This window comes from Staphylococcus sp. Ze2, assembly GCF_048568365.1.
Taxonomy (GTDB): domain Bacteria; phylum Bacillota; class Bacilli; order Staphylococcales; family Staphylococcaceae; genus Staphylococcus; species Staphylococcus xylosus.
Map to the genome: position 1 here is coordinate 2619352 of NZ_CP183486.1, position 23121 is coordinate 2642472.

The following is a 23121-nucleotide window of genomic DNA, read 5'->3' on the forward strand; positions in this document are numbered from 1 at the left end:
GGGTAAGCGTAAAGATGGACTATAAAATTAAACTGCATAAACTTATAAAAAACACCGATTATAATCTAAGTACACCACACTTTTTAAATATTTATTGGCTCTCCAAAGGCAATGTCACATTATTAAAAAATGACATATTTGAACAATATATTTCCGGTGATATTTTTTATATCCATGACTATGAATATATAGAGCTTATATCTATCGATGCTGACTTACATTGTTTATCAATAAACAATTATCATTACATAAATGATACTGAACAAACGATATCTAAAGAAATAGACCCACTTCTTGAAGATGGAGAACACCGTATTTTAAAATCACAATTCACAAATATTTTTTCAGCTTTGACGGAACAATGCCCTGTGCCTAAACAAACTTTCTTATCACTTTTAACAACGATACGTATACTTAGCATGTATAACAATCAACTTGGCTATAAATCAAATAATTATAAATATGAGCTTATTAAAAGTGTAACAATTTATATCCATAACCACATAAAAGATAAGTTGAATTGTCAGAAAATTGCCGAAGTATTTTTTGTTAATTCTAGTTTTTTATCTCGTACTTTTACATTGATTGTGGGTAGTACATTATCACAATATATAGTTGCTGCAAAAATTCATTTTTCTAATTGTTCATTACTGAATGGAGATACATTAGATAACGTATGGAAAGCATATCACTTTCGTACGTTTCAAAATTATTTACAACAATTTGAAAAGGTTAAGGGCTATGTTCCCTATCAATCTTGAAATATATAAAACTTACTAAAGGGATAGTCAATATGGGTGCGCACTAGAAAGTGAATCAATAAGACCAATCTTTATAAAAAAGTTTAAAAGGAATTGAGAGGCAAATTATGGATACAATTTATTATGAAGAAAATAGAAATACGATTAAAAGAGCACTAAAGAAAAATTTAGACCTGTCATTTTTAGAAATTGTCATTTTAGAAAAATTGAATTATCTCAACAAAGAAAAAATTGATGCTGTAGAACTAAAAAAACACCTGAATATTGAAAATACACCTATATCGGTGCAAATTAATCATTTAAGTGACTTAGGATTATTTAAAAAATCAAGAGATGTACACGATGAAAGACGCATCTTCTTACATGATATAGATTTTCCAAAAATAGAATCTATTATTAAGCAATATCATTTAATCGTCGGTACAATATTAAATAGAAAAAGCTAATCAACCAAGTTTATAGTATAAATAATGGGCTGGAACATATATATGTTCCAACCCATTATTTATATTGCATTATATAGGGGCTTTGCCCTTATATAACTATTTTTTTAAGCTAATTAATATTCCCCATTTTAGTTCATAAATGAAATGGCGCTCTCACCCTATTTTAAATGTTCGTAAGGACTATTTTTAACGAATGAGATTATTTGATCTACAAATAAACGTGCACGTAATTGGAACTCTTCATTATCTAAGTATAATGTGCCGTCTTCAAGTTTTTTATAATCTGTATCATGAGTAGCGATTTGTGTTGGTACTGCAATACCTAATAACGTTCTAACGATTAGTCGTAAATGTGATAATGGTTCAGAACTTACAATACCACCACTATTACCAATCAAGCCAACTGGTTTCATTTTAAAATCATCCATCGTTAAATGATCTAATGCATTTTTTAAAATACCAGAATATGAACCGTGGTAATTCGGACTACCTAACACAAAGAAGTCTGCTGCTCTCGCTTTTTCTTTTAACACATTTAAATTATTTTTATAATCTTCACTTGGTTGTGAAGCACCAGATACATCAAGTTGATGGATTGGGTGTTCTGCTAAATCGAAGATATCAACTTCAAAGTCATGCTCTTCAAAATGGCCTTTTAAATATTTTGATAATGCTGTAGTATGCGAACCTAATTTCGCGCTACCTACTATAATTAAACCTTTCATTTATTACTTCACCTCATACTATTTTTCGTTATTTTCTTTAAGTAGTTTCATAATCGCCTTACCGACGCCACTTTCTTCATTAGAATCTGTTTCGTATGCTGCTACTACTTTTACTTCTGGCGCAGCATTATCCATGGCTACAGAATAACCGACACGTTCAAGCATTGAAATGTCATTCATGTTATCACCGATTGCCATAACATTTTTCATGTCAATATTCAGTCGTTCAGCAATTGTTTCTAAAGCTATACCTTTTTGCGCATCTGAATGAGTAATTTCAATATTACCCCTAGATGATGATGATATTGCAAGACTTTCTGATTGAGCTAACTTTTCACTGACGCGGTCAATTTTTGACAAATCACTATCAAACGCCAAAATTTTCATTACAATTTCACCTGGCGTATCTTCAATTTTGTCATAATTGTCTACCACTTTTAAAGTGCCGTTATCAATACGCTTTTGAATACCGGCTTTAATCTTATCTACATCCGCACTCTGTCCTGCACGTTCAGCAATATCTATATAAATTTCTAAGTCACGTTGGGGATTTTCTGTATAGATACCTAAGTTTGTATACACTTGGTAATAGATATCTTCTTTCTTGAGTTCATAGGTAATTCTATTGATTAATTCGCGGTTCAAATTAGAAGTGCTCATGATGTTAAATGTTTCATCTCTCACTTCTGCACCATTCAAGCAAATATACGGCATTTTTAAATCTGTTTGATTCACAGGCGCATTCGCCTCATAAAAAGCACGGCCTGTTGCTATAACAACAGTGATACCTTGTGACTGCGCGTATTTAATGGCTTTAATATTTTCCTCGGATATTTCATGTGCGGCATTAAGTAACGTACCATCCATATCTGTAGCAATTAAGTTTATCATTCGTTTACCTCGTTCCCTTCTTAGATCGATTACACAAATTTAATTACATCTCATTCTCATTTGCCATAATTTTGTAACATATTCTTATTCTACCAAAAGTTTAGTTATTTGTATTATCGGCTGTTTGTATGATTTTTTTCTTTTTTCTAATATTCCTAAAAAATTCAGTCAATAATTGACTACATGCTTCTTCCATTACACCTATTTCTACTTGTGCACGGTGATTAAATCTAGGTTCTTGTAAGAGGTCCATCAGACTCCCCGCACATCCACCTTTCGAATCTTTCGCACCATATATCACATGCGGAATACGGCTCATTACAATTGCGCCAGCACACATAACACAAGGTTCTAAGGTCACATAGAGTTGGCACTCTTCCAATCGCCAGTTATTTAAGAACTTTGATGCTTTTTGAATAGCAAGATATTCTGCATGTGCGGTTGGATCTTTTTTTGATTCTCTTAAATTGTGGGCTCTTGCTATAATTTCATCATTTTTAACAATCACAGCACCAATAGGTACTTCACCTATATCGCTAGCTTTTTTTGCTTCTTCAATCGCCATTTTCATATAAAATTGGTGATTTGTCATGTGTCTCACACACCTCACATATGGTACAATATTTAATGTCTATTTTAACATTGGAGCGGAAAATATGAAAAAACAATTTATCGCAATTGAAGGTCCGATTGGAGTCGGAAAGTCTTCTTTAGCACATAAACTCAGTCAAACTTATAAATATTACGAAGAAAAAGAAATTATTACAGAAAATCCTTTTTTATCAGATTTCTATGACGACATTTCAAAGTGGAGTTTCCAAACAGAAATGTTCTTCTTATGTAATCGATATAAGCAATTTCAAGATCTTGCTTTAATTGATAATGGAATTGTTAGCGATTATCACATATATAAAAATAAGATATTTGCAAATAATACCTTAACCACATCAGAATATAATAAATTCTCAAGAATCTACGATATTTTAACCGAAGATTTAGAAATGCCAAATATCATCATCTTTTTAGATGCTGATTTAGCAATGCTAAAAACACGTATTGCACATCGTAATCGCAGCTTTGAACATCAAATTGCAGATGATTATTTATTAAATCTAAAACGTGACTATAATGCATATTATGAGTCTCTTAAATCAGAGGGTGCACGTGTTATACGAATCGATACTACTCAACTTGACTTTGTTAAATATGATGAAGATTATAATTATATTTTAGAATTAGTGAAACCACTTATTGGAGGACATGAGCATGAATAAATATGGTATTCCACAAGATGCTGTAATTACTATCGCTGGTACAGTAGGCGTTGGTAAATCAACATTAACAAAGGCTTTAGCAGAACGCTTTAACTTTAAAACTTCATTTGAAAACGTCGATAATAATCCATACCTCGATAAATTTTATAATGACTTTGAACGTTGGAGCTTCCATTTACAAATTTATTTCTTAGCAGAGCGCTTTAAAGAACAAAAACGTATGTTTGAATACGGAGGCGGTTTTATTCAAGACCGTTCTATTTATGAAGATGTTGATATTTTTGCCAAAATGCATGAAGAACAAGGAACGATGAGTCTTGAAGACTTCCAAACTTATTCTGAGCTTTTCAACGCTATGGTAATGACACCTTACTTCCCTAAACCAGACGTCTTAATTTATTTAGAATGTGACTATGAAGATGTGATTCAACGAATTAAACAGCGAGGTCGTCAAATGGAAATTGAAACAGATGTAGCATATTGGCAAAAATTATTCCAACGCTATGAAGATTGGATTTCTGAATTTAACGCGTGCCCTGTTGTTCGTGTAAACATTAATGAATACGACTTACACGAGGATCCCGAATCATTAAATCCAGTTATCGATAAAATACGTCATGTCATTGACACATACCGTAAAGTTGATCAACGCTAGACTCTAACTTTGCATAAAAAGTCACTCCCACTAAACTTTTTTAGTCGGAGTGACTTTTTTATTCAGGTATCGTAATTTATTCAATATGACGTCGATAAATGATTTTTTCGATTTCATCTTCTGTCACATATTTACTATAATAATATTCATCTGTTTGTGCTAAACCAAAGGTGCTAGCCTTATCTTGGTCTTCGGTGCCAATATATAATTGCCCCTCAGTATCTTGATAGAGATCAAAAACAGCACCGCCGTATCTCGCTTCTTGGAACAGTGCATATAGTTCATCTATATCATCGCGCGCAACATGTTTAAAATACAACGTGTGTGCAGTTTGGTTTGTCGTATTTGGTTCAAAACCATGCGCTAAAGCACGCTCATCTTCAGTAACCAATACAACTTCATTACTAATAATTTCCACTACTTTATAAGTTTCACCTTGATAATCGGCGTATTTACCATCAATCATCTTATCACCTCGACACTTATATTAAATATAAAAAAATCATAATATACGTTACGTATATTATGACATAATTTAGATGTTAAGCCTATTGATTTATTATTTCCACAATATCATTTGCAGTTTCTACTATGTAATCTGCATTTGTAAATTCTTGTTTTAAACCAACACCTGTTAACACTGCAATTTTCAAGCCTAATTTCGCATTAACACCTGTTTGCATATCATTTGCAGTATCACCTACAATAGCTACATCTTGAGGTGCTACATCATAATGATCAAATAACGGATTAAGTACTTCTGGGTTTGGTTTTTCAACTGCGTTTGCTTCTGTTGAAATAACCACATCAAAAAAATGATCGAATTTCGTAATTTCTAAAAACTGCTCCACACCTTTTTTAGAATCACTAGTTACAATTCCCATCTTATAACCTTGGCGTTTTAAGGTTTCAAGTGTCTCCTCAATACCTTCTACTAAGACATTTTCTGGAACACGATTATCTACAAGTGTTTGACTTCTACTTTGTGCCCATTCAGTAACATCTTGACCTGCAATGTCACAAAATGCTTGAACCATTTCATCTAAGGCACCTGAAGCCATGATTGTTCCTGGTTGAATTTCTCCATTTACAACACCTAAATGCGCATATGCTGCTTCTCTATCACTAATTTCATCTTGGTAAACTTCCATAAAATCATCTACAAGTTGTAAACCAATCTTCATCCAACTACGGTCGAAATATATAATTGTGCCATCTTTATCAAATAAAATCCATTTCATCGCTAGAACAGCTCCTATAGTTTCACACTATCATTGTTTTTAAAACCTATTTTATTTTAATATAAAACTAACTCTGTATACAAATAATGAAACTGTCTTTGTTATATCATTTTCGTTTGTTCTTATAGTCATTCACTACCAACCATATTAATGTTACTCCAATAACTATAGCGAAAGTCACAAATTGAAAGATGCCTAAATGTATTGATCCACCTTTGATATTATAGATATCCATTACTCCCATTAAAGAAATAAATAAAATAATTTCAAAGTTCAAAATAGCAACAAAAGTTATATGCGTTTTAATCGCCTTTTTTGTCGGTTGTTCTCCTTTTAATTTAATATCTAGATTTATTAATTTTGGATAATATTTGTATAGTGAATACATTAAAAGCCATATCATTAATCCTATAAAAGGTATCAAAAACAATGAATTTTTATCACCCCATCCGTCTGCATGATTATATAAATCATAATGAATTGGTACCGTTTTAGGCAAAGCACTATAATTTATCCATGTATATAGCGTTAACAAAATAAGCATAATAAAACTGGCAATGTTCAATATTTTATTCATATCTATGTTCCTTTCAAAAAACAACTTATACTTCACCAATCTTTATATTTAATATGATTTTTCAAATATTTAACGTTATAAAAAGTTGTGTTAGTATTTAAATGCGAATTTATTTTCTTAAATATTTAGTTTTGTTTAGTTTTAAACATTTCCAAAAGGAGGTTTGTTTTATGGGTTACGAAATTACTTTTATTGTTGTTGCAGGTTTAATCGGGTTATATTTTGCCAAGAGAGATAAACAAATGTCTCCATCTAGTTGGTTTAAAGGCATTGGTGTCATTATTGTTTCTATGATTGTCGTTAGCGGATTTCACCACATTGATGACATACAAAAAGGTGCTAAAGATGGAATGAAAAAAGCAAATGCTGAAGCAATAACTTCAAAATAACAATTCCATTGGAATACATTTTATCAAATTATACATAAAGCGAGGCTGGGACATATCAATATATGTCCCAGCCTCAAATATTATATTAGTTATTAAATATTAATCACCTAAATTAGATTACTGTTCAATACTCATTATATTATTGTGTATTTTAGTATCTTGGTACAACAACTCTCCAGCCTTGTGGATCTTCAAGTTTGCCGCTTTGGATGCCAGTATAATTATCGTATAAGTTTTGAGTAACTTCCCCAGTTTCATTATTATTAATAACGATCTCAGTTTCCCCATATTTCAACTGACCTACAGGAGAGATAACTGCTGCAGTACCTGTACCAAATACTTCTGTTAATTCACCTTTATTGTGTGCTTCAATAAGTTCATCGATAGATACTCGACGTTCTTCCACTTCATAGCCTAAATTTTGTGCTAATTCAATCACGGTTTTACGTGTTATACCTGGTAAAATACTACCATTTAATTCCGGCGTTACAAGTTTACCATTTTCTACGAAGAAGATATTCATACTACCAACTTCTTCTACATATTTTTGTTCAACACCATCTAACCACAATACTTGGTCATAACCTTGTGCTGATGCATTCGTTTGTGCTAATAGGCTAGCAGCATAATTACCTGCAACTTTTGCATGACCTACACCACCACGAACAGCACGCACATATTCATCTTCTACATAAATTTTTGTTGGTCTTAACGACTCCCCACCATAATATGAACCTGATGGTGACAAAATAATCAATAATTTATATGAATAAGAAGGACGTACGCCTAGAATACCTTCTGTAGCGAAAACATATGGACGTATGTATAACGATTGACCTTCACCTTCTGGTACCCAATCACGTTCTATATCTACTAATTGCTTTAACCCTTCTAATACTGTCTCTTCATCAACTTTCGGCATATCTAATCGTGACAATGAATTATTAATACGTTTAAAATTCTCAGAGGGACGGAATAAATCTACCTCACCCTCATGTTTGTAAGCTTTCAAACCTTCAAATACTGCTTGGCCGTAATGTAAGGCTTGTGCTGCCGGAGAAAGTTCGATTGGTCCATAAGGCACAATCTTTAAATCATGCCATCCTTGATCAATATCGTAGTCGAAACTTAACATATAATCTGTGAAATATTTCCCAAAACCTAAATCACTTGGATCCGGTTTTTCTTTAAGTGTTTCTCGTTGTACAAATTCAATTTTTTTTGACATGATTTTTCCTCCTAATGGTATTTCTTTAAGTATTACATTAAATTATATCAATCCAACGAGTGCTGTTCAATAATTTTCAAAAAATTTAAAATAAAGAAATAATAAGGGAGAGGAATAGAAACCAATTTTCACAATTAAAAATTGATTTTTAGAATTGATTCATTTCCGTCTATCTTAATATATTTATTAATAAAAATAGCGTAGACATGTTATCAAATTCAAAATTTTGCCAACATATCCACGCTACACTTAACAGACGAAATAAATACTATTTAGTTTTATTTTATAACAGCAAATGCTCCATTTTTAATTATCATCATTGCGGTTTTATTTTTCAAATACTATTAAATAGCAGCTAATTTTCTTTTATCTTACTTCAGCTGTTTCTTTACCTTCGATAGCATCTAACATCACTTTAGTCATTTTGTTTAAATCGTATTGTGGATCAAAGCCCCATTCTGCTCTTGCACAACTTACATCAATGCTATCTGGCCAACTGTTAGCAATTGATTGTCTCACTGGGTCTACATCATAGTCTAATTTAAAGTCTGGATAATGTTCTTGAATTGCTGCTTTAACCATTTCTGGTTCAATACTCATCGCACTTAAATTATAAGCATTACGGTTTATTAATTTAACTCCGTCTGCTTCCATAAGTTGGATAATGGCGTCAATCGCATCTTCCATATACATCATGTCCATAAATGTACCTTTTTCAATAAAGCTTGAATATTGTCTTTCTCTTACAGCTTTAAAATAAATATCGACTGCATAGTCTGTTGTACCGCCACCAGGTTCTTTAATATGTGAAATTAAACCTGGGAATCTTACACTACGTGTATCAACGCCAAACTTGTCAAAGTAATATTGGCATAATAGTTCACCTGCAACTTTATTCACACCATACATTGAAGTTGGACGCTGAATCGTTACTTGTGGTGTATTTACTTTAGGTGTTGATGGACCGAACGCACCAATCGAACTTGGCGTGAAGAATAATAAATCATATTCACGTGCTACCTCTAAAGCATTCATTAATCCACCCATATTTAAATCCCAAGCAAATAAAGGATTTTTTTCTGCAGTAGCAGATAGTAAAGCAGCCATATGCATAATGGTGTCCGGCTTAAATGATTCAACAAGTTCATTCATACGTGATTTATCAGTCACATCCAATATTGCAAATGGACCATTTGCAATTGCAGAATCAGCTTCTGGCTCTTTAATATCAGTAGCCAAAACATTGTCATTTCCATATAATGTTCTACACTTCACAACTAATTCTGTTCCTATTTGTCCTAATGCACCAGTAATAATAATTTTTTTCATATTTATATCTCCCTTGTATATTACAGAAATCGTAATGTTTTTCCCCAGTGGACAATAACCGTATTTTCAACCATATTATACTATAATAACGCTCTTTTGTATACTTTGAGTGAACATTTCCTTTGATTTTAGCAGTGTAACTCATTAATGTCTACTATTTAACTATTAGCTTTTTCACTATTTCTCGTTGCTACCTCTCTATTCAATATAAAATCTATTTAATAAATAACTTATACCAACATTTGACACACTTGTCATATGTTGGTATAAGTTATTTATTAAGTATTTACGGAGATGATAATATGTTGCATTCAAATGCTACATTATTAATACAAAGTTCTCGATTAAAATAATCGATGCTTTGTAGAACTTTTTTCTTTTCACAGGGCATCAATCTTATGCATGCAGTTATTAAAATGTGAGAGGAATATCAAAATTATGGAAAAACAACTATACCCTTATCAATTTAATTATATAAAAGAACGTATTGTACATTTAATCAATGTGTACAATTCAGTTAATGATCTTAATACTATCGCTTCTATCCAAGAGGCTACACGTGAACAAATTCTCAACACGTTTCAAAAGGTAGATTCATCTATTCAATCAGAAATTGAAAAATTGATGAATAACCAGTTATCAAAAATGCAAGCTGAAAAAATCTTAAGTAAACTTCAAACTTATGTGTTACCTTTCGAACACCCTTCTAAAAAACAAGTAGATAAAGTTTTTAGAAAAGTAAAGAAATTGAAAACACCATTAATCAGTAATGAAGTCCTATTAGAAAGTACATTTATTGGTTGGAACGATGTTGCTTCCAATAGAAAATATATAATCTATTATAATGATTTTGGAAATTTAGATGGTTTTCATGGGGATATTTCAAACCAAACAGTTAAAGGCTTTTGCTCAATTTGTAATAAGGAGTCTCGAGTCACCTTATTTATGAGAAAAACACGCACCACAAGTGACGGGCAATATACTAAAAAAGGTGATTATATTTGTTTCGATAGTACAGTTTGTAATCAACAAATCTCTGATTTATCCTACTTCTATCATTTTCTAAATAAAATACAGTAATTAAAAAGCAGAGGCTATAAGGACATCAATGTCACCCTTATAGCCTCTGCTTTATTTTGCAGTCAGACATATTTCTTTAAAATATTATTCAACTTAGTTATATAATTTCGTTTGAGTTGCTCCGGATAAACAATCTCCACATGTTCCCCTAGTGAAATTAAGTAATCAGTCATATAACCCAATTCTTCATTATTGTATCCCCCTACAATATAAGGAATATTTTCAATATATTCCAATTTCATATTCGGATAATGTTTCTTCAAAAATAGTTCTACTCCAAAAGTCGTTAATTTGCATTTAAACGGTATGTTATTAAATGTTTCTTCGTGATGTTGCTTAATGTCCTCTAGTGTTTGCCTAGAAAACGTGTCTCTAACCTCATTAACCTCTAAATTCACAATATAATCGCAACGATATGTACCCCAAGTATGTTTATTTAAGTCATAAGCACTACAGAACCATATCCCATTTCTATAAAATAAATCATAAATTTGAATTTCTGTTTCTTCGTATTTGTATTGCGTATAAGTAATATAAACACTATTCTCACTCATAATTGAGGTTAATATTTGCTCTAAATAAACTGCGTTATTAATTGGTGTTGCATTATAGTAATGAATATATTTTAATACTTTAGCAATGTCTTTTTGCTTTTGCTCAGGTAGACTGGCAAATAATTTTTCTTTTATTTGATCATAAGATTTTTCAAAAGGTGTCGTAGATAGTATATCTAAAGCTTTAAGTGCAAAAAATATCGCCAAAATTTCATTATTATTAAAATAAATAGGTGTTAATAAATTTTGAGAAAGCAACTTATAACCACCATATCGGCCATTTTCTACATAAAGTGCCAAACCCATCGCTTCAAGTTCTTGAATATCTCTAAGTGCAGTTCTTTTAGAAATATTAAAAGCCTGCATAATATCTTTTAAATGAAAAGTAGATTTATTACTTAAGAAAATGAGTTCTTGATTAAGTCTTTCAGATTTTTTCATAATATCTCCTTCAATGGTGCCGTATTTAGACACCTTTAAACTTTATAATTATCTTATCAAATAACTAAGGAGTATGTACTATGAAAACTTTAATAATTAACGCTCATCCTAATTTCGAAAATAAAGACAGTTTTTCTTATAAACTACAAAATATATTTTCAACAAAATATAAAGAGACTTTTCCAAATGAAAAACCAGAAATATTAAATCTATATGAAATTAATTTACCTCGTATAGAATCTACACAGTTATTAAACATTTGGAACAAACAACGTGAAAACGAATTACTGACAATAGAAGAACAACAAATATCTGATATGACGTCATCTTTACTTTCACAATTTAAGTCACATCATAGAATAGTAATTATTTCGCCGCTTCACAACTTTAATATAACGTCTCGTTTGAAAGATTATATAGATAACATTATGATTGCACGCCAAACATTTAAATATACTTCTGATGGTTCAGTCGGATTGATGACTGATAACTATAAAGCTCTATATTTACAAGCTAGTGGTTCAATTTATACAAATGACGATCGCTATAAACCTTTAGACTTTTCTTCTCAATATCTACAAGCCATGTTTACAGATATTATGGCATTTGATGATTTTTATATTGCGCGTGCTCAAGGAACAGCAATATTGCCTGAATCGACTGTTTTACAAAATGCTGAAATTGACTTAGATCAAGCCTTTACATCTTTTTTTGATTTACAATAAAAAATCACAAATATACTAAATTATTCTACGAAGAAATAATACACTTTTTATGTATCTACTTTAAAGAAAGTATATAAACTAAAAACAAACGTCAATTTGCATTGAGATATGGAAATTGACGTTTTCTTTGCTTTTATGAAATTTTGTAATTGCTATTGCTACTATCTTATTCATTAATAGCCTATTTCACTACGCATTGTAAATTTTCTCTCAAAGTTGATCCTGTGTATGCTTTTCTGAATAAACCTCGCTCTTGCAATATAGGAATTACTTTATCAATAAAAGTTTCAAACATATCTGGATACGTAGGTGGCATAAGTGTAAAACCATCACAACACTCCTCTTCAAACCATGCCTGCATCATATCTGCAACTGTTATTGGGTCTCCTACAATTGTCTTATGTCCCATCCAAGTACTCACGCGTTGTGCTAATTCTCTTAATGTAAGCGATTCTGTTTCTATCGTACTTCGTATCGCTTCATAGCGCGCTTTCGACACAACTTTTGTCGCTAATTTATCATAAGACGGTAAAGATGGTACTACAGCATCAAAATCCCATCCCTCAACACTTTGTCCTATACTTTGTTCAATCTGTTTAATTTTTTCGTTCACATCTATGAATCTATCTAGTGTTGCTCTTTTTTCTTTAGCTTCTTCCATCGTATCTGCAACATAAACAGTCAAACCTGGTAAAATCAATGGTCTACTTTCAGAATTATTAAGCTGTTCTACTCGTTTCTCGATATCTTTCAAAAATCTCTTAGCGTCTAACTTATTCCAAGCTACTGAAAAAATCATATCTACAGCTTTCGAAGCAAAATCACGACCTGGAATCGAAGTACCAGCTTGACACAAGACTGGATATATTTGAGGATTAGATGGTAAATTTATAGGACCCTTCACCTTAAAATATTCTCCTTCGTGATTAATTTCATTTATTAAGGACCACTCTATTCCTCTACCATTCTTTCTATCATTAATTAATGCATGACTATCAAACGACTGCCACAATTGTTTTAATACATGTACAAATTCTTCTGCCTTTTTATATCTTTCATTTAAAGGAGGAAGTTGCGTCATTGAATGATTACCTGCTTCATTATCAAATTGTGAAGTGACAATATTAATACCAGCTCTCCCCTGACTAATATGATCTAAACTACCTATTAAGCGTGCTGTATTGTATGGATCATAAAATGTAGAAGATACGGTTGCTATTAACCCAATATGTTTCGTTACTTGTGAAATAGCAGTCAAGGTAGTGATAGGTTCTAAGAAATAAGATAAATGCCCTGTATTTTCTTGAGAAATATATTGTCCATCTGCTAAAAATATAGCATCCAAACAGCCACGTTCTGCAATTTTAGCAATTTCTTGTTGATATGTAATTTGGCCTATTTCATCAATTCTAGAGTTTTCTAGTCTCCATGAAGCAGGATGTAAACCTGTACTATAAATAAGTGAAACAATGTGCATCTGATTCTTCATAATATTGTCTTCTAATCCCCTTATTACTATGAAAATCCCCTCTATATAATCTAACAAAATAAGATATTACGAAAATTTTCACAATATTTTAATTACACATAGTATATAAAAACAATTTCTTTTATGCACCTATTTCAAATACTTTTTACACATAAAGATTAAAATATCTGATTAATTAATACATTAAAATAGCCACTAAATTCTTTAAAGAAATTGAAATTAGTAGCTTAGACTTATTATTTGATTCATTTCACTTCAGTCATAAAACACCCTTTTGTTACTTTAATTTTTATCTTTATATTTCGGGAAATAACCTAATATAAATGCTACTCCTGAGAATATTGCGGCTAAAATAATAGCTGGTGTTAGTAATATATCATTTACTTTTATAATAAATTCTCCGTTAAGTATAATTAATCCAAGTAGTTGTGCAATTACCATAATAAGTGCCGTTATAATCGAAAGTAATAAGAAAATTGCGAAAATTTTTTCTAGTAATTTTTCCATAAATTTTATCCTCCCCATATTGGCAATATACCCATACCTATAAGCCAGCCTATAATAATTACAGGCAATGCATAAAGTACAATCAACATGCCAAATGTTTTTTCAGGTTTAGCATCAACAATCCCTGAAGCAATATAAATGGAGCCAGAAGCAGGTGGCATTTGAGCCGATGTAGAAGCAAACGTCATCACTACTACTGCCGAAATTAATGGCGAAAATCCGCTTGAAATTAAAATTTGATAGGAAACCAATCCTACTGCCGTAAGTGTTCCAGTAGACGTTAAAGGGCCAGCAATAATTGTAATACCTATACCTATAAGTAATAACGTTAACCAAGCTGGTGCATTCGCCGACTCTATAAGAAATGCGATATTATTTGATAAACCTAATTTAGTTAAAACTTCACTAGCTGCAACAGCAAAGAATATTAAAGCACCAATTGTAGTAAATCTCGGTATTGAAGCTTGAACAAACTTTATAAACTCCGGTACTGTTTTTGGTAAATTTTTTCTCCCTAATATAAATGCGATAGTAATCATTAAAGTTGGTATCCATACAACGATATCTATACTATCTAATGATTTTTCTCCTATTGATGGTATACTTGTTAATTTTTCCCCTAATGGTCCGATTGTTATAGCTAATGGAATAATGGCGCCGATATATAATAATCCTGAAGTCCATCCTCTTTTAAACGAACTACTTAATGGCTCTAATTCTTCAATAGAGAATGCCTTTATACCCTGTTTCTTTACAAAGAACCAAATCATTATTAGTCTGTGCGCAAGTTGATATAATGATGCGACAAACAATGCAATATAAAATTCGCCAACGCCAACCGCTGCAGCAACTGGAGCAAATCCAAGTATGATAAACATTGAAGTTGTTGGTGGAAATACGGAAGCAATACCACCATTCCCAACCATTACTGATGCGGCAATTTCTTTCTTCCATTTATTCTTCAACATCCAAGGTCCTGTTATGGATCCTGTAGCAGCTGTATTACCGGAGTCACCACCTGATAATGTGCCTAATGCAACTGAGCCCATAGCGTCCATATAAGCTGGTGCTCCTGGAATCTTCCCTACCATAGAATTTAAAATTGCTAATAGTTTCTCAACAATTCCTAATTTATCAATAATATATGCCATGAATACAAAAGCTAGTGCAGCATAAAGCACTGAAAATGTTGACGCAAATGAAAAACCATTTGCAAGTAATCCTAAAGCTTCTTTGCCACCTAAAAGACTTGACGCGATAAACCCAATCAATGACGCTTCTCCTAAATTTCTTTTTAAGAAAACGCTCCAAATAATTAAAATAGATACAAATATTAATAAAGCCAATATCCCCATGTACATGCCTCCTATTTATTTTTGATTGTAAGCCTTTATTACGGTAGACCAATCATCAACTTCATCTCGTAATTTACTTTCTAAATTTGCTTGAGTTATATTTTTCAATTTTTGGATTGTAGCTTTAGTCATTACCGGTTCGATATAATGAGATTCTAAAAATTCACTTACATTTTTCATTTCTTTCTCTCGACGTTGTGAATGTTTTACGTTACTTTTTATATATCTATTTATGATTTCTCCAAAATCATCTTTATCCATCGTACCGGTGATAGATTCATATATTTCCTCTGAAATATTAAGTTGATCGGCAGATGCCATAACCTCAAACAATAACGTAGACAATCCTTTTGTAAAGATACTCCTCACAAATTTGAAATTAGTAGCATCGCCAACTTTGTCATTTAATTTAGTAATATTCATCCCAATTTGATGACCTAACTCTATAAACTTATTTGTTTGTGCTCCAGATGCTAATATGGGCACTTCATTTTGATATACTTTTAATGCACCAAGAATTGCAGCATCTATAATTGTCATACCTTTGTGGGACATCATTTCATTAACCTTATTTTTCTCTTCAGAACTAGCCGTTGTTAAATCTACTAGAACTGTTTCACTAGCAACAACGTCACTTATTTCTGACCAAGCTTCTACAGTTTTCGTCGCAGGAACAGCAACAAATAATATAGATAATGTTTGTTCTGCTACAATTTCTGCCTTTTCAACATAGTTAATCTCTGTGACTTCAGATAATTTTTCTGAATCTGAACTTATCAGTAATGGATCGTAAGCATATATTCGATTTACATCATATTTACTAAAACCTTTAGATAATTCTTTTCCAACTTCTCCAAATCCTATAAATCCTATATCCATTTAATCACCCCTATTGATTTTCAATATTTTCTCTTAACCAGGACGGCTCAATTGTACTTTTGTCATACTCCTGATCCGAGCTAAATGATATTATTGTCTCTAACCTTTTTTCTTCATATATTAATTTTTCTTCTGCTTTTACTATAAACTCTTCTGCTTTTAAATAAGGAATGATTGCAATGCCATCCTCATCTGCAACTACAAAATCATATGGATTTACTATTACCCCTCCACATTGAATTGGTATATCAAATGCACCTGGTCCATTTTTTCTTGGACCTTTAGGTATAAATCCATTTGCGTAGATTTGTATATCCATGTTCTCTAAATCTTTTTTATCTCTAATTAAACCATCAATAATTATTCCTTTTATACCAAGTTTTTCTGCTGCTGCTGCCATCAAATTTCCCATATAAGCTGAAGTTGTAGAATCTTTCCCTTCAACAATTAATATTTCTCCTGGTTTTGCCTCATATATTCCATAATGTAAAAAAAGATTATCCCCTGGATAAAGCGATACCGTTCTTGCTTGACCGACAAGCGTTTCTTGAAAATTAACTGGCTTTAATCTATGATTCATAACATTTTCAAATTTCATGCTATCGGCAATTAACGTTGAACTTAGCTTCTCTAAACGCTTTAAAATTTCATCATTATTACTATTCATTAAGCCACCATCCCATTAGTAAAATTTATTACATTTCATTTTACCTTTGTAATATTATTTACAAAGTTACCATTTACCCGAATAAATGTAAACCCTTTCATTTAATGCCACATAAAAAAACAAACCATTATATTTTTAAAATGGCTTGTTTTCTTAGTTATTTGTATGATATTTAATTTGTTGTAATATTTCATTTATATCATCTAAGCGATTTGAATTCTTCTTAGTTTCTTTAACAGCTAAAGCGTTAATCAAGTAATCAATAACTACAAGTGACAATATTGGTGAATTATGAAAAGCTAAACTGTTAGAATCACAAGGTAAAATTACATCTGCATAATCAACTAATGGAGAGGAGAATGTATCTGTTATTATAATGATTTTAACCCCTTTATTTTTAGCAATTTTCACGAAATCATTAATGCGCTTAGCATATCTAGGGTAACTAATCGCTACTAACACATCTTTAGAATTCATTGACACAACTTCATCTACCCAATCTGAAGTATCTGCTACTATAAGGTTACAGTTACCTTTTATTCTATTTATATTTTGTGAAAAATAATGACCTGCAGGCAATCCACTTCTCACGCATGTACAACAAATATTGTTAGCATTTTCAATTAAATTTATTGCTTTATCCAAAGTTTGTTCATCAACTTGATTTGAAAATTGTTGTAACTGTGTAGTATGAAAATCAACCGTTTCTGTCCACAAATTATCTTTCTCTATATTTTGTAAATTAGAAGCTAGCCTGGACTGAGGCGCCTTACCATCTTTTAAAAATTTTTGAATATCTCGTTGCAACTCTGTATATCCGGAGTAACCTAATTTACCTGCAAGACGCATAATCGTTGTAGTACTGGTACCAACCTTTTCAGATAATTCGTTTATAGTATCAAACATGATATCTGTGGGTGCTTTAGTTATAAAATTGGCTACTTTTCTTTCTGATTGAGATAAATTTTTTATATTTTCTTTAATTTTCATAAAAATGTTATCTTTTGACATATACTCAATCTCCTCGTAATGAATAATTAAATTCGAATTTGTTATATGAGAAAATTATAGATGAATTTCATATCTACCATAATTAACGAATGTATAATAGTTAGATTTATAATAACATATAGAAATTTACACAACATGTTGTTTTAATATGTAATATCATATTTATTACGGAGTAATTGTATTTGTTCATATACTATAGTAACCTATCAGCTATTTAACTTTACTAAATATAAATAACAAAAAAGGGCGAGACAACGAACCCTCATTTAAATCAGGTCCTTATCCCATCCCTCAGTGTTATTATTTTATGCTTAATTTTGCTCTAACCTTTTAATTTTTTTACAAGTGAAGATTTTAATCCCACTAGTCCAATTTTATCAACTTTCGCGTCGATGTCATGACCGTCGTCAGGTTCAACTATTTTTATACTTTTTACTTTCGTACCTTGTTTGATTACAAATGATGTACCTTTTACTTTTAAATCTTTAATAACTGTAACAGCATCTCCATCAACTAATTCCTGTCCATTAACATCTCTAGTAATTTGAGCTTCTTTATTCTCATTATTTTCAACTTCAGACCATTCGTGACCACACATAGGACAGACAAATAAATTTCCATCTTCGTATGTATAACTTGAATCACATTCTGGACAATTAGGTAAAGTATATTCCATGCTTTGACCTCCATTAAATTATTGTCTTGCTTTTAATCTACCATATTATAAAATATATACTCTTTTTTCTCTACATTTTTGTTAAAATCGTCATTTATTTTTAACCTTATTTCCTCTAAATTATCCTACCAAAAAGCCTATATAGTATATTTTTTTGATAATATTAATACTTTCATCTTCTTATCTTTTTCGATTAATATAAATAAATATGTTTATTTATATTAATAAGTGGAAAAGTACTTGTGTCACAAATCTTAAAGGAGGTTTTTATAATGAGTAAATTTGACGAGTTTAAAGACAAAGCAAAAGATAAGGTTGACGAAGTAAAGAACGATAAAGATAAGCAAAAAGAAGTGAAAGATCAAGCTTCAGATAAAGCAAAAGACTTAAAAGATAAATTCTAATTTTATAAACTAAAAAATGAGCTGGGATATTAACTATTATGTCCCAGCTCATTTTGGTATTAAGCGACGATTAGTACAATAAAAACTAATACTACTAAAAAATCATCGCTCAATTTTTAAAATTAGTTACGCTTATGCAACCGTATGGTATCTATTTTTAAATTCTAATAAATTTAAAATGTTAACCTAAATCAAGTTTTGTTTCTACTTCTTCTTTTACACTGTTAAAATCATATTCACTTTGGTCTAGGGATCTGCCTGTTTCTGCAACGCTTTTTATACTTTGTATTTGAAACTGCCAACCTGAAAAATCTAAAATGATATGCGGAAAGTCAAACGGTAAAAATTCATCTAATATAAGTACTGTTTCGCTCCCACTATCATACAAATCAAATCTTACTGCACCGGTACTCCATGTGTAACCAATAGCTATATTATCTTCGAAAGCGGTAATTTCCATTTCTACGTCGTCTTGTTCATCCATATGAAATGTCATCTTACCACCAACTATACGTTCCTCAAATGATAATTAAGGAAACCATTTCTGAACACCCTCAGTCGTACTTAATAAATTAAAAACAGTTTCACTATCTTTCTCAATATTTATTTTCAGTGTTTGATAAGCACCTTGGTCATCCTTTGCATATACAGCTTCCATTTCAAACTAACCTCCTCACACAAATCAAAAAAAATAATTGTATTATTAAATTTTGTCGTAAGACAACAATAATCTTTTATTAAAACAATACCTTTGTATTAATCTGGCCTTAGAATTGATGTCTTTGCATAAATTTTTTAATAAATTCCCATTAGAACTAGGATTATTTCACTTTAGCCATCTACTATTTAAATGACTACTCAACTTGATTACCTACTTCTCTCTCTGATTGTTCGCTTCCAATTTACGCGCTTTTCTTGTATATCTCAAATAAATTAATGCAAGTAAGATAAACCATATTGGTGATAATACGATACCCATTCTCGTATCGGGAACAAGGAATAAAATGATCAATACAAAAACAAAGAATAATTGAACCATTCTTGCCATGTTTATGCCACCTGGTAATTTAAAGGCACTTTTTTTATGATTTTCTGGGTGTGATTTAACATATTTCGCATAAGAATGCATGATAAACATCCACACAATAACTAACAATATAGTTGATATTGCTGTTACATAAAAGAATACTTGCGTTGCGTTAGGTATTAAGTAATTAAGTAATACTGTTATAGACAATAATGCACAAGTCACTAAAATTGCTATGTACGGTACACCTTTTCTATTTGTTTTCATCAATAAATGATGTGTTTGCTTTTTCTCTGATAAGCCGAAAAGTATTCTACTGTTGGCAAAGATACCACTATTACAAGCAGAAGATGCTGCTGTTAATACTACAAAATTGATAAGTCCTGCCGCAAATGGCACGCCAATTAATGCAAACAAGCTAACAAAGGGACTATTATTTGGATCAATATCTTGCCATGGAATAATAGACATCATTACCGCTAATGCTCCCACATAAAATAATAAAATTCTTATAGGTACACTATTAATTGCTTTCGGTATCGTTCTTTCTGGATTCTTAGTTTCACCTGCTGTAATACCTAAAATTTCAATACCAGTAAAAGAAAAAACTACCATTTGGAACGACATAAAAAAGCCAGATGCTCCATGTGGAAAGAATGAGCCGTTATTAAAAATATTAGCTACACTCGTATGACCAAAAGGTGTCTGTATCGCAAATACTATCATTACAATACCTACAATGATCAATGCAATTATTGTAACTACTTTTATAATTGCGAACCAAAATTCTAATTCGCCAAACATTTTTGTACTTGTTAAATTAAAGGCCATTAATATCAAAATACATGATAAGGATGTAATCCAGTTAGGTAAATCTGGTATCCAAAATTCTACATATTTCGCAACTGCTGTAATTTCAGCCATACCAGATGTAATCCAAGTTAGCCAATAAGTCCAACCAGTCACAAACCCTGCAAAAGGCCCTATTTGATGGTGTGCAATGTCTGCAAATGTTTTGTATTCTGTATTATGTAATAGCATTTCTCCCATTGCACGCATAAACATAAACAATACGAAACCTACAATAATATAAGTGAGTAAAATGGATGGCCCCGTTAAACTAATGGATTGTCCTGCACCTAAGAATAAGCCTGTTCCAATAGCTCCACCAATCGCAATAAGTTGAATATGTCTATTGCTTAACTCTCTGTTTAAAGTATTCGTCATAAAACTAGCCCCACCTCAATTGTTTTTAAGCACACTTAATATATGCTCAGTTTATTTCCCCTTTTTTTTAACATAAATAAACTAATTCAATTATTACATGCATATATCTCACAATGCTTGGTTGTATAATATTCTTTTTTCTGAAAATTACAACTATTGATATAAAATTATTTAAATATCATTGAGTTTTTACAACTTTTTATTTTTCAACACATTAATTGATTAAAATACAAGTATTTAAATTGTCTGAGAATTAAATTTCATTTTTAGATGAAGCTTTTATAGCTGTTATTTCACTTTTCATTAAAAAGTATTCAAATAATTCAAATAATGTTTGTAATAGATGTACTAGTTCTATACACTGAATTAAACACTTCATTAAAAATATATTTATGAGTGGATAGAAAGTTTGGTGTAAATGGAAAAAGATAAAAAGAAATTGTTACGTAAGATGGTAAAACCGTTTGAGAAAACAAGCTACACAAAGAGTACAATTCAAATAATCAATACAATAATCCCTCTCCTTGCATTATTAGTAGCAAGTGGATTTTTATATCAAGTACATTGGTCATTAGCAATTATTAGTAGTATTTGTGCTTCCATATTTTTAATTAGAACATTCATTATTTTTCATGACGCATGTCATGGTTCATATCTAAAAAAACAGAAGCATAATGATTTATTAGGTAATGTGACCGGTTTCTTGACCTTCTTTCCTTATCGAAAATGGCGTAGAGAACATTTAATGCACCATGCAGGTAGTGGGAATTTGGAGAAACGTGGCATTGGAGATATTTGGGTCATGACAGTTGAAGAATATCAAGCGTCGTCTCCTTTTAAACGTTTAACTTATAGATGCTATCGCAATCCATTTGTAATGTTTGTTTTAGGACCATTTTTCTTAGTATTTGTATCTAATCGCTTTAACGTAAAAGGTGCTAAAATAAAAGAACGTACGAATACATGGCTCAATAATATTTTATTATTAGTTATTTACGGTTCCCTTATTTATCTATTAGGTGCCAGTCAATTTTTTGCTATATTCGCGCCTATGGTCTTTATTTCTGGAATGATAGGTATTTGGCTTTTTTATATTCAACATACTTTTGAAGATTCCTATTTTGAAGAGTCATCCGAATGGGATTACGTTAAAGCAGCTATTGATGGTAGTTCATACTATAAATTACCAAAATTCATTCAATGGGTAACTGGTAATATTGGATATCACCATGTACACCATTTAAATCCTAGAATTCCAAATTATGCTTTAGAAGCTACGCATGACAATGTTACACCATTACATCATGCAACCTCGATTACAATTACTGAAAGTTTTGCTTCATTAAAATTCAAATTATACGATGAAAGTCATAAACGTTTTATCACATTTAAAGAATTTGCATTACGACAAAAAAAGCCTTCCTAAATGCAACATTACTTATACTGAAATAAAATATAATTACATTAATACACTACTTAGTTCTCAAATTCCATGAGGATTAAGTAGTTTTTTTACGCCAAAAATACTTTGCACGTTGTTTTAAAAAAATAATAAATTAATTA

At 31.2% G+C, this 23121-nt stretch carries 28 protein-coding genes; 9 read left to right on the forward strand and 19 right to left on the reverse strand.

Annotation, left to right across the window (positions count from 1 at the left end):
- The first annotated feature begins 14 nt into the window (after nucleotides 1–14).
- Together ACM591_RS12420 and ACM591_RS12425 are read left to right on the forward strand one after the other, a co-directional pair.
- Entirely contained in the window at nucleotides 15–761 is a 747-nt protein-coding gene (locus ACM591_RS12420) for a hypothetical protein (protein ID WP_081224853.1), read from the forward strand.
- A gap of 107 nt (nucleotides 762–868) precedes the next feature.
- Nucleotides 869–1207: a transcriptional regulator, SarA/Rot family gene (locus tag ACM591_RS12425; RefSeq protein WP_029377858.1), complete on the forward strand. Its 339-nt coding sequence runs from the start codon at nucleotides 869–871 to the stop codon at nucleotides 1205–1207.
- A gap of 158 nt (nucleotides 1208–1365) precedes the next feature.
- Here ACM591_RS12425 and ACM591_RS12430 read toward each other — a convergent pair whose 3' ends face one another.
- The 3 genes from ACM591_RS12430 to tadA all read right to left on the reverse strand — a co-directional run bounded on the left by ACM591_RS12430 (nucleotide 1366) and on the right by tadA (nucleotide 3415).
- On the reverse strand, nucleotides 1366–1932 hold the full coding sequence (locus ACM591_RS12430; protein WP_029377859.1) for an NADPH-dependent FMN reductase: 567 nt from the start codon (nucleotides 1930–1932) through the stop codon (nucleotides 1366–1368).
- 18 nt (nucleotides 1933–1950) lie between these two features.
- A complete protein-coding gene (locus ACM591_RS12435; protein WP_029377860.1) occupies nucleotides 1951–2823 on the reverse strand; it encodes a Cof-type HAD-IIB family hydrolase in 873 nt (290 codons plus the stop codon).
- A gap of 100 nt (nucleotides 2824–2923) precedes the next feature.
- Nucleotides 2924–3415, reverse strand: coding sequence for a tRNA adenosine(34) deaminase TadA (gene tadA / locus ACM591_RS12440; protein ID WP_278197865.1), 492 nt, complete (start codon nucleotides 3413–3415; stop codon nucleotides 2924–2926).
- 64 nt (nucleotides 3416–3479) lie between these two features.
- Between tadA and ACM591_RS12445 the strand changes: the two genes are divergently transcribed.
- Both ACM591_RS12445 and ACM591_RS12450 read left to right on the forward strand, forming a co-directional pair.
- Nucleotides 3480–4097 (forward strand): deoxynucleoside kinase, encoded by a 618-nt coding sequence (locus tag ACM591_RS12445; protein ID WP_029377862.1) that lies wholly within the window; start codon nucleotides 3480–3482, stop codon nucleotides 4095–4097.
- Complete coding sequence (locus ACM591_RS12450) at nucleotides 4090–4752, forward strand: deoxynucleoside kinase (protein WP_029377863.1); 663 nt, start codon at nucleotides 4090–4092, stop codon at nucleotides 4750–4752. Before ACM591_RS12445 ends, ACM591_RS12450 begins: the two co-directional genes overlap by 8 nt.
- Nucleotides 4753–4828: 76 nt before the next feature.
- Here ACM591_RS12450 and ACM591_RS12455 read toward each other — a convergent pair whose 3' ends face one another.
- From ACM591_RS12455 to ACM591_RS12465, 3 genes are all read right to left on the reverse strand, one after another.
- Nucleotides 4829–5218, reverse strand: a complete 390-nt coding sequence (locus tag ACM591_RS12455; RefSeq protein ID WP_029377864.1) for a hypothetical protein — start codon at nucleotides 5216–5218, stop codon at nucleotides 4829–4831.
- Between the two features lie 82 nt (nucleotides 5219–5300).
- Nucleotides 5301–5993 carry an HAD family hydrolase gene (locus ACM591_RS12460; protein ID WP_038678047.1) on the reverse strand — a complete coding sequence of 231 codons (693 nt, stop codon included), beginning with the start codon at nucleotides 5991–5993 and terminating at the stop codon, nucleotides 5301–5303.
- A gap of 106 nt (nucleotides 5994–6099) precedes the next feature.
- Nucleotides 6100–6570, reverse strand: coding sequence for a DUF1648 domain-containing protein (locus ACM591_RS12465; RefSeq protein WP_135059056.1), 471 nt, complete (start codon nucleotides 6568–6570; stop codon nucleotides 6100–6102).
- A gap of 170 nt (nucleotides 6571–6740) precedes the next feature.
- Between ACM591_RS12465 and ACM591_RS12470 the strand changes: the two genes are divergently transcribed.
- Nucleotides 6741–6959, forward strand: a complete 219-nt coding sequence (locus ACM591_RS12470; RefSeq protein WP_326008734.1) for a hypothetical protein — start codon at nucleotides 6741–6743, stop codon at nucleotides 6957–6959.
- 151 nt (nucleotides 6960–7110) lie between these two features.
- On the opposite strand, the gene ACM591_RS12475 is transcribed toward ACM591_RS12470, so the two are convergent.
- Together ACM591_RS12475 and ACM591_RS12480 are read right to left on the reverse strand one after the other, a co-directional pair.
- The gene (locus ACM591_RS12475; RefSeq protein ID WP_326026820.1) at nucleotides 7111–8187 is read right to left on the reverse strand and encodes a branched-chain amino acid aminotransferase; all 1077 of its coding nucleotides are present in this window, start codon (nucleotides 8185–8187) and stop codon (nucleotides 7111–7113) included.
- Nucleotides 8188–8553: 366 nt separating this feature from the next.
- A complete protein-coding gene (locus ACM591_RS12480; RefSeq protein WP_029377869.1) occupies nucleotides 8554–9516 on the reverse strand; it encodes an NAD-dependent epimerase/dehydratase family protein in 963 nt (320 codons plus the stop codon).
- Nucleotides 9517–9954: 438 nt separating this feature from the next.
- Between ACM591_RS12480 and ACM591_RS12485 the strand changes: the two genes are divergently transcribed.
- Nucleotides 9955–10596: a FusB/FusC family EF-G-binding protein gene (locus tag ACM591_RS12485; RefSeq protein WP_326026179.1), complete on the forward strand. Its 642-nt coding sequence runs from the start codon at nucleotides 9955–9957 to the stop codon at nucleotides 10594–10596.
- 62 nt (nucleotides 10597–10658) lie between these two features.
- Here ACM591_RS12485 and ACM591_RS12490 read toward each other — a convergent pair whose 3' ends face one another.
- Complete coding sequence (locus ACM591_RS12490) at nucleotides 10659–11591, reverse strand: helix-turn-helix transcriptional regulator (RefSeq protein WP_326008731.1); 933 nt, start codon at nucleotides 11589–11591, stop codon at nucleotides 10659–10661.
- An 80-nt stretch (nucleotides 11592–11671) separates the two neighbouring features.
- Here ACM591_RS12490 and ACM591_RS12495 point away from each other — a divergent pair, with 80 nt between their 5' ends.
- Nucleotides 11672–12316 carry an FMN-dependent NADH-azoreductase gene (locus ACM591_RS12495; protein WP_326008518.1) on the forward strand — a complete coding sequence of 215 codons (645 nt, stop codon included), beginning with the start codon at nucleotides 11672–11674 and terminating at the stop codon, nucleotides 12314–12316.
- 181 nt (nucleotides 12317–12497) lie between these two features.
- On the opposite strand, the gene ACM591_RS12500 is transcribed toward ACM591_RS12495, so the two are convergent.
- From ACM591_RS12500 to ACM591_RS12530, 7 genes are all read right to left on the reverse strand, one after another.
- Nucleotides 12498–13805: an NtaA/DmoA family FMN-dependent monooxygenase gene (locus ACM591_RS12500; protein WP_326008730.1), complete on the reverse strand. Its 1308-nt coding sequence runs from the start codon at nucleotides 13803–13805 to the stop codon at nucleotides 12498–12500.
- 282 nt (nucleotides 13806–14087) lie between these two features.
- Nucleotides 14088–14312, reverse strand: a complete 225-nt coding sequence (locus ACM591_RS12505; RefSeq protein WP_029377874.1) for a hypothetical protein — start codon at nucleotides 14310–14312, stop codon at nucleotides 14088–14090.
- A gap of 5 nt (nucleotides 14313–14317) precedes the next feature.
- Nucleotides 14318–15667, reverse strand: a complete 1350-nt coding sequence (locus tag ACM591_RS12510) for a TRAP transporter large permease subunit (RefSeq protein WP_029377875.1) — start codon at nucleotides 15665–15667, stop codon at nucleotides 14318–14320.
- A 15-nt stretch (nucleotides 15668–15682) separates the two neighbouring features.
- Complete coding sequence (locus tag ACM591_RS12515; RefSeq protein ID WP_029377876.1) at nucleotides 15683–16546, reverse strand: DUF1932 domain-containing protein; 864 nt, start codon at nucleotides 16544–16546, stop codon at nucleotides 15683–15685.
- Between the two features lie 10 nt (nucleotides 16547–16556).
- Nucleotides 16557–17213, reverse strand: a complete 657-nt coding sequence (locus ACM591_RS12520; RefSeq protein ID WP_037557094.1) for an RraA family protein — start codon at nucleotides 17211–17213, stop codon at nucleotides 16557–16559.
- Nucleotides 17214–17366: 153 nt separating this feature from the next.
- Nucleotides 17367–18224, reverse strand: a complete 858-nt coding sequence (locus ACM591_RS12525; protein ID WP_029377878.1) for a MurR/RpiR family transcriptional regulator — start codon at nucleotides 18222–18224, stop codon at nucleotides 17367–17369.
- Nucleotides 18225–18546: 322 nt separating this feature from the next.
- Complete coding sequence (locus ACM591_RS12530; RefSeq protein WP_029377879.1) at nucleotides 18547–18900, reverse strand: zinc ribbon domain-containing protein YjdM; 354 nt, start codon at nucleotides 18898–18900, stop codon at nucleotides 18547–18549.
- 272 nt (nucleotides 18901–19172) lie between these two features.
- Between ACM591_RS12530 and ACM591_RS12535 the strand changes: the two genes are divergently transcribed.
- Nucleotides 19173–19304 (forward strand): hypothetical protein, encoded by a 132-nt coding sequence (locus ACM591_RS12535; protein WP_017723505.1) that lies wholly within the window; start codon nucleotides 19173–19175, stop codon nucleotides 19302–19304.
- Between the two features lie 181 nt (nucleotides 19305–19485).
- Here ACM591_RS12535 and ACM591_RS12540 read toward each other — a convergent pair whose 3' ends face one another.
- The 3 genes from ACM591_RS12540 to ACM591_RS12550 form a co-directional block, all read right to left on the reverse strand.
- A complete protein-coding gene (locus ACM591_RS12540; protein ID WP_419749108.1) occupies nucleotides 19486–19788 on the reverse strand; it encodes a hypothetical protein in 303 nt (100 codons plus the stop codon).
- A gap of 45 nt (nucleotides 19789–19833) precedes the next feature.
- On the reverse strand, nucleotides 19834–19962 hold the full coding sequence (locus ACM591_RS12545; RefSeq protein WP_418354390.1) for a hypothetical protein: 129 nt from the start codon (nucleotides 19960–19962) through the stop codon (nucleotides 19834–19836).
- A 213-nt stretch (nucleotides 19963–20175) separates the two neighbouring features.
- On the reverse strand, nucleotides 20176–21558 hold the full coding sequence (locus ACM591_RS12550; protein WP_029377881.1) for an amino acid permease: 1383 nt from the start codon (nucleotides 21556–21558) through the stop codon (nucleotides 20176–20178).
- A 418-nt stretch (nucleotides 21559–21976) separates the two neighbouring features.
- Here ACM591_RS12550 and ACM591_RS12555 point away from each other — a divergent pair, with 418 nt between their 5' ends.
- A complete protein-coding gene (locus ACM591_RS12555) occupies nucleotides 21977–22984 on the forward strand; it encodes a fatty acid desaturase (protein WP_029377882.1) in 1008 nt (335 codons plus the stop codon).
- Nucleotides 22985–23121: the final 137 nt, after the last annotated feature.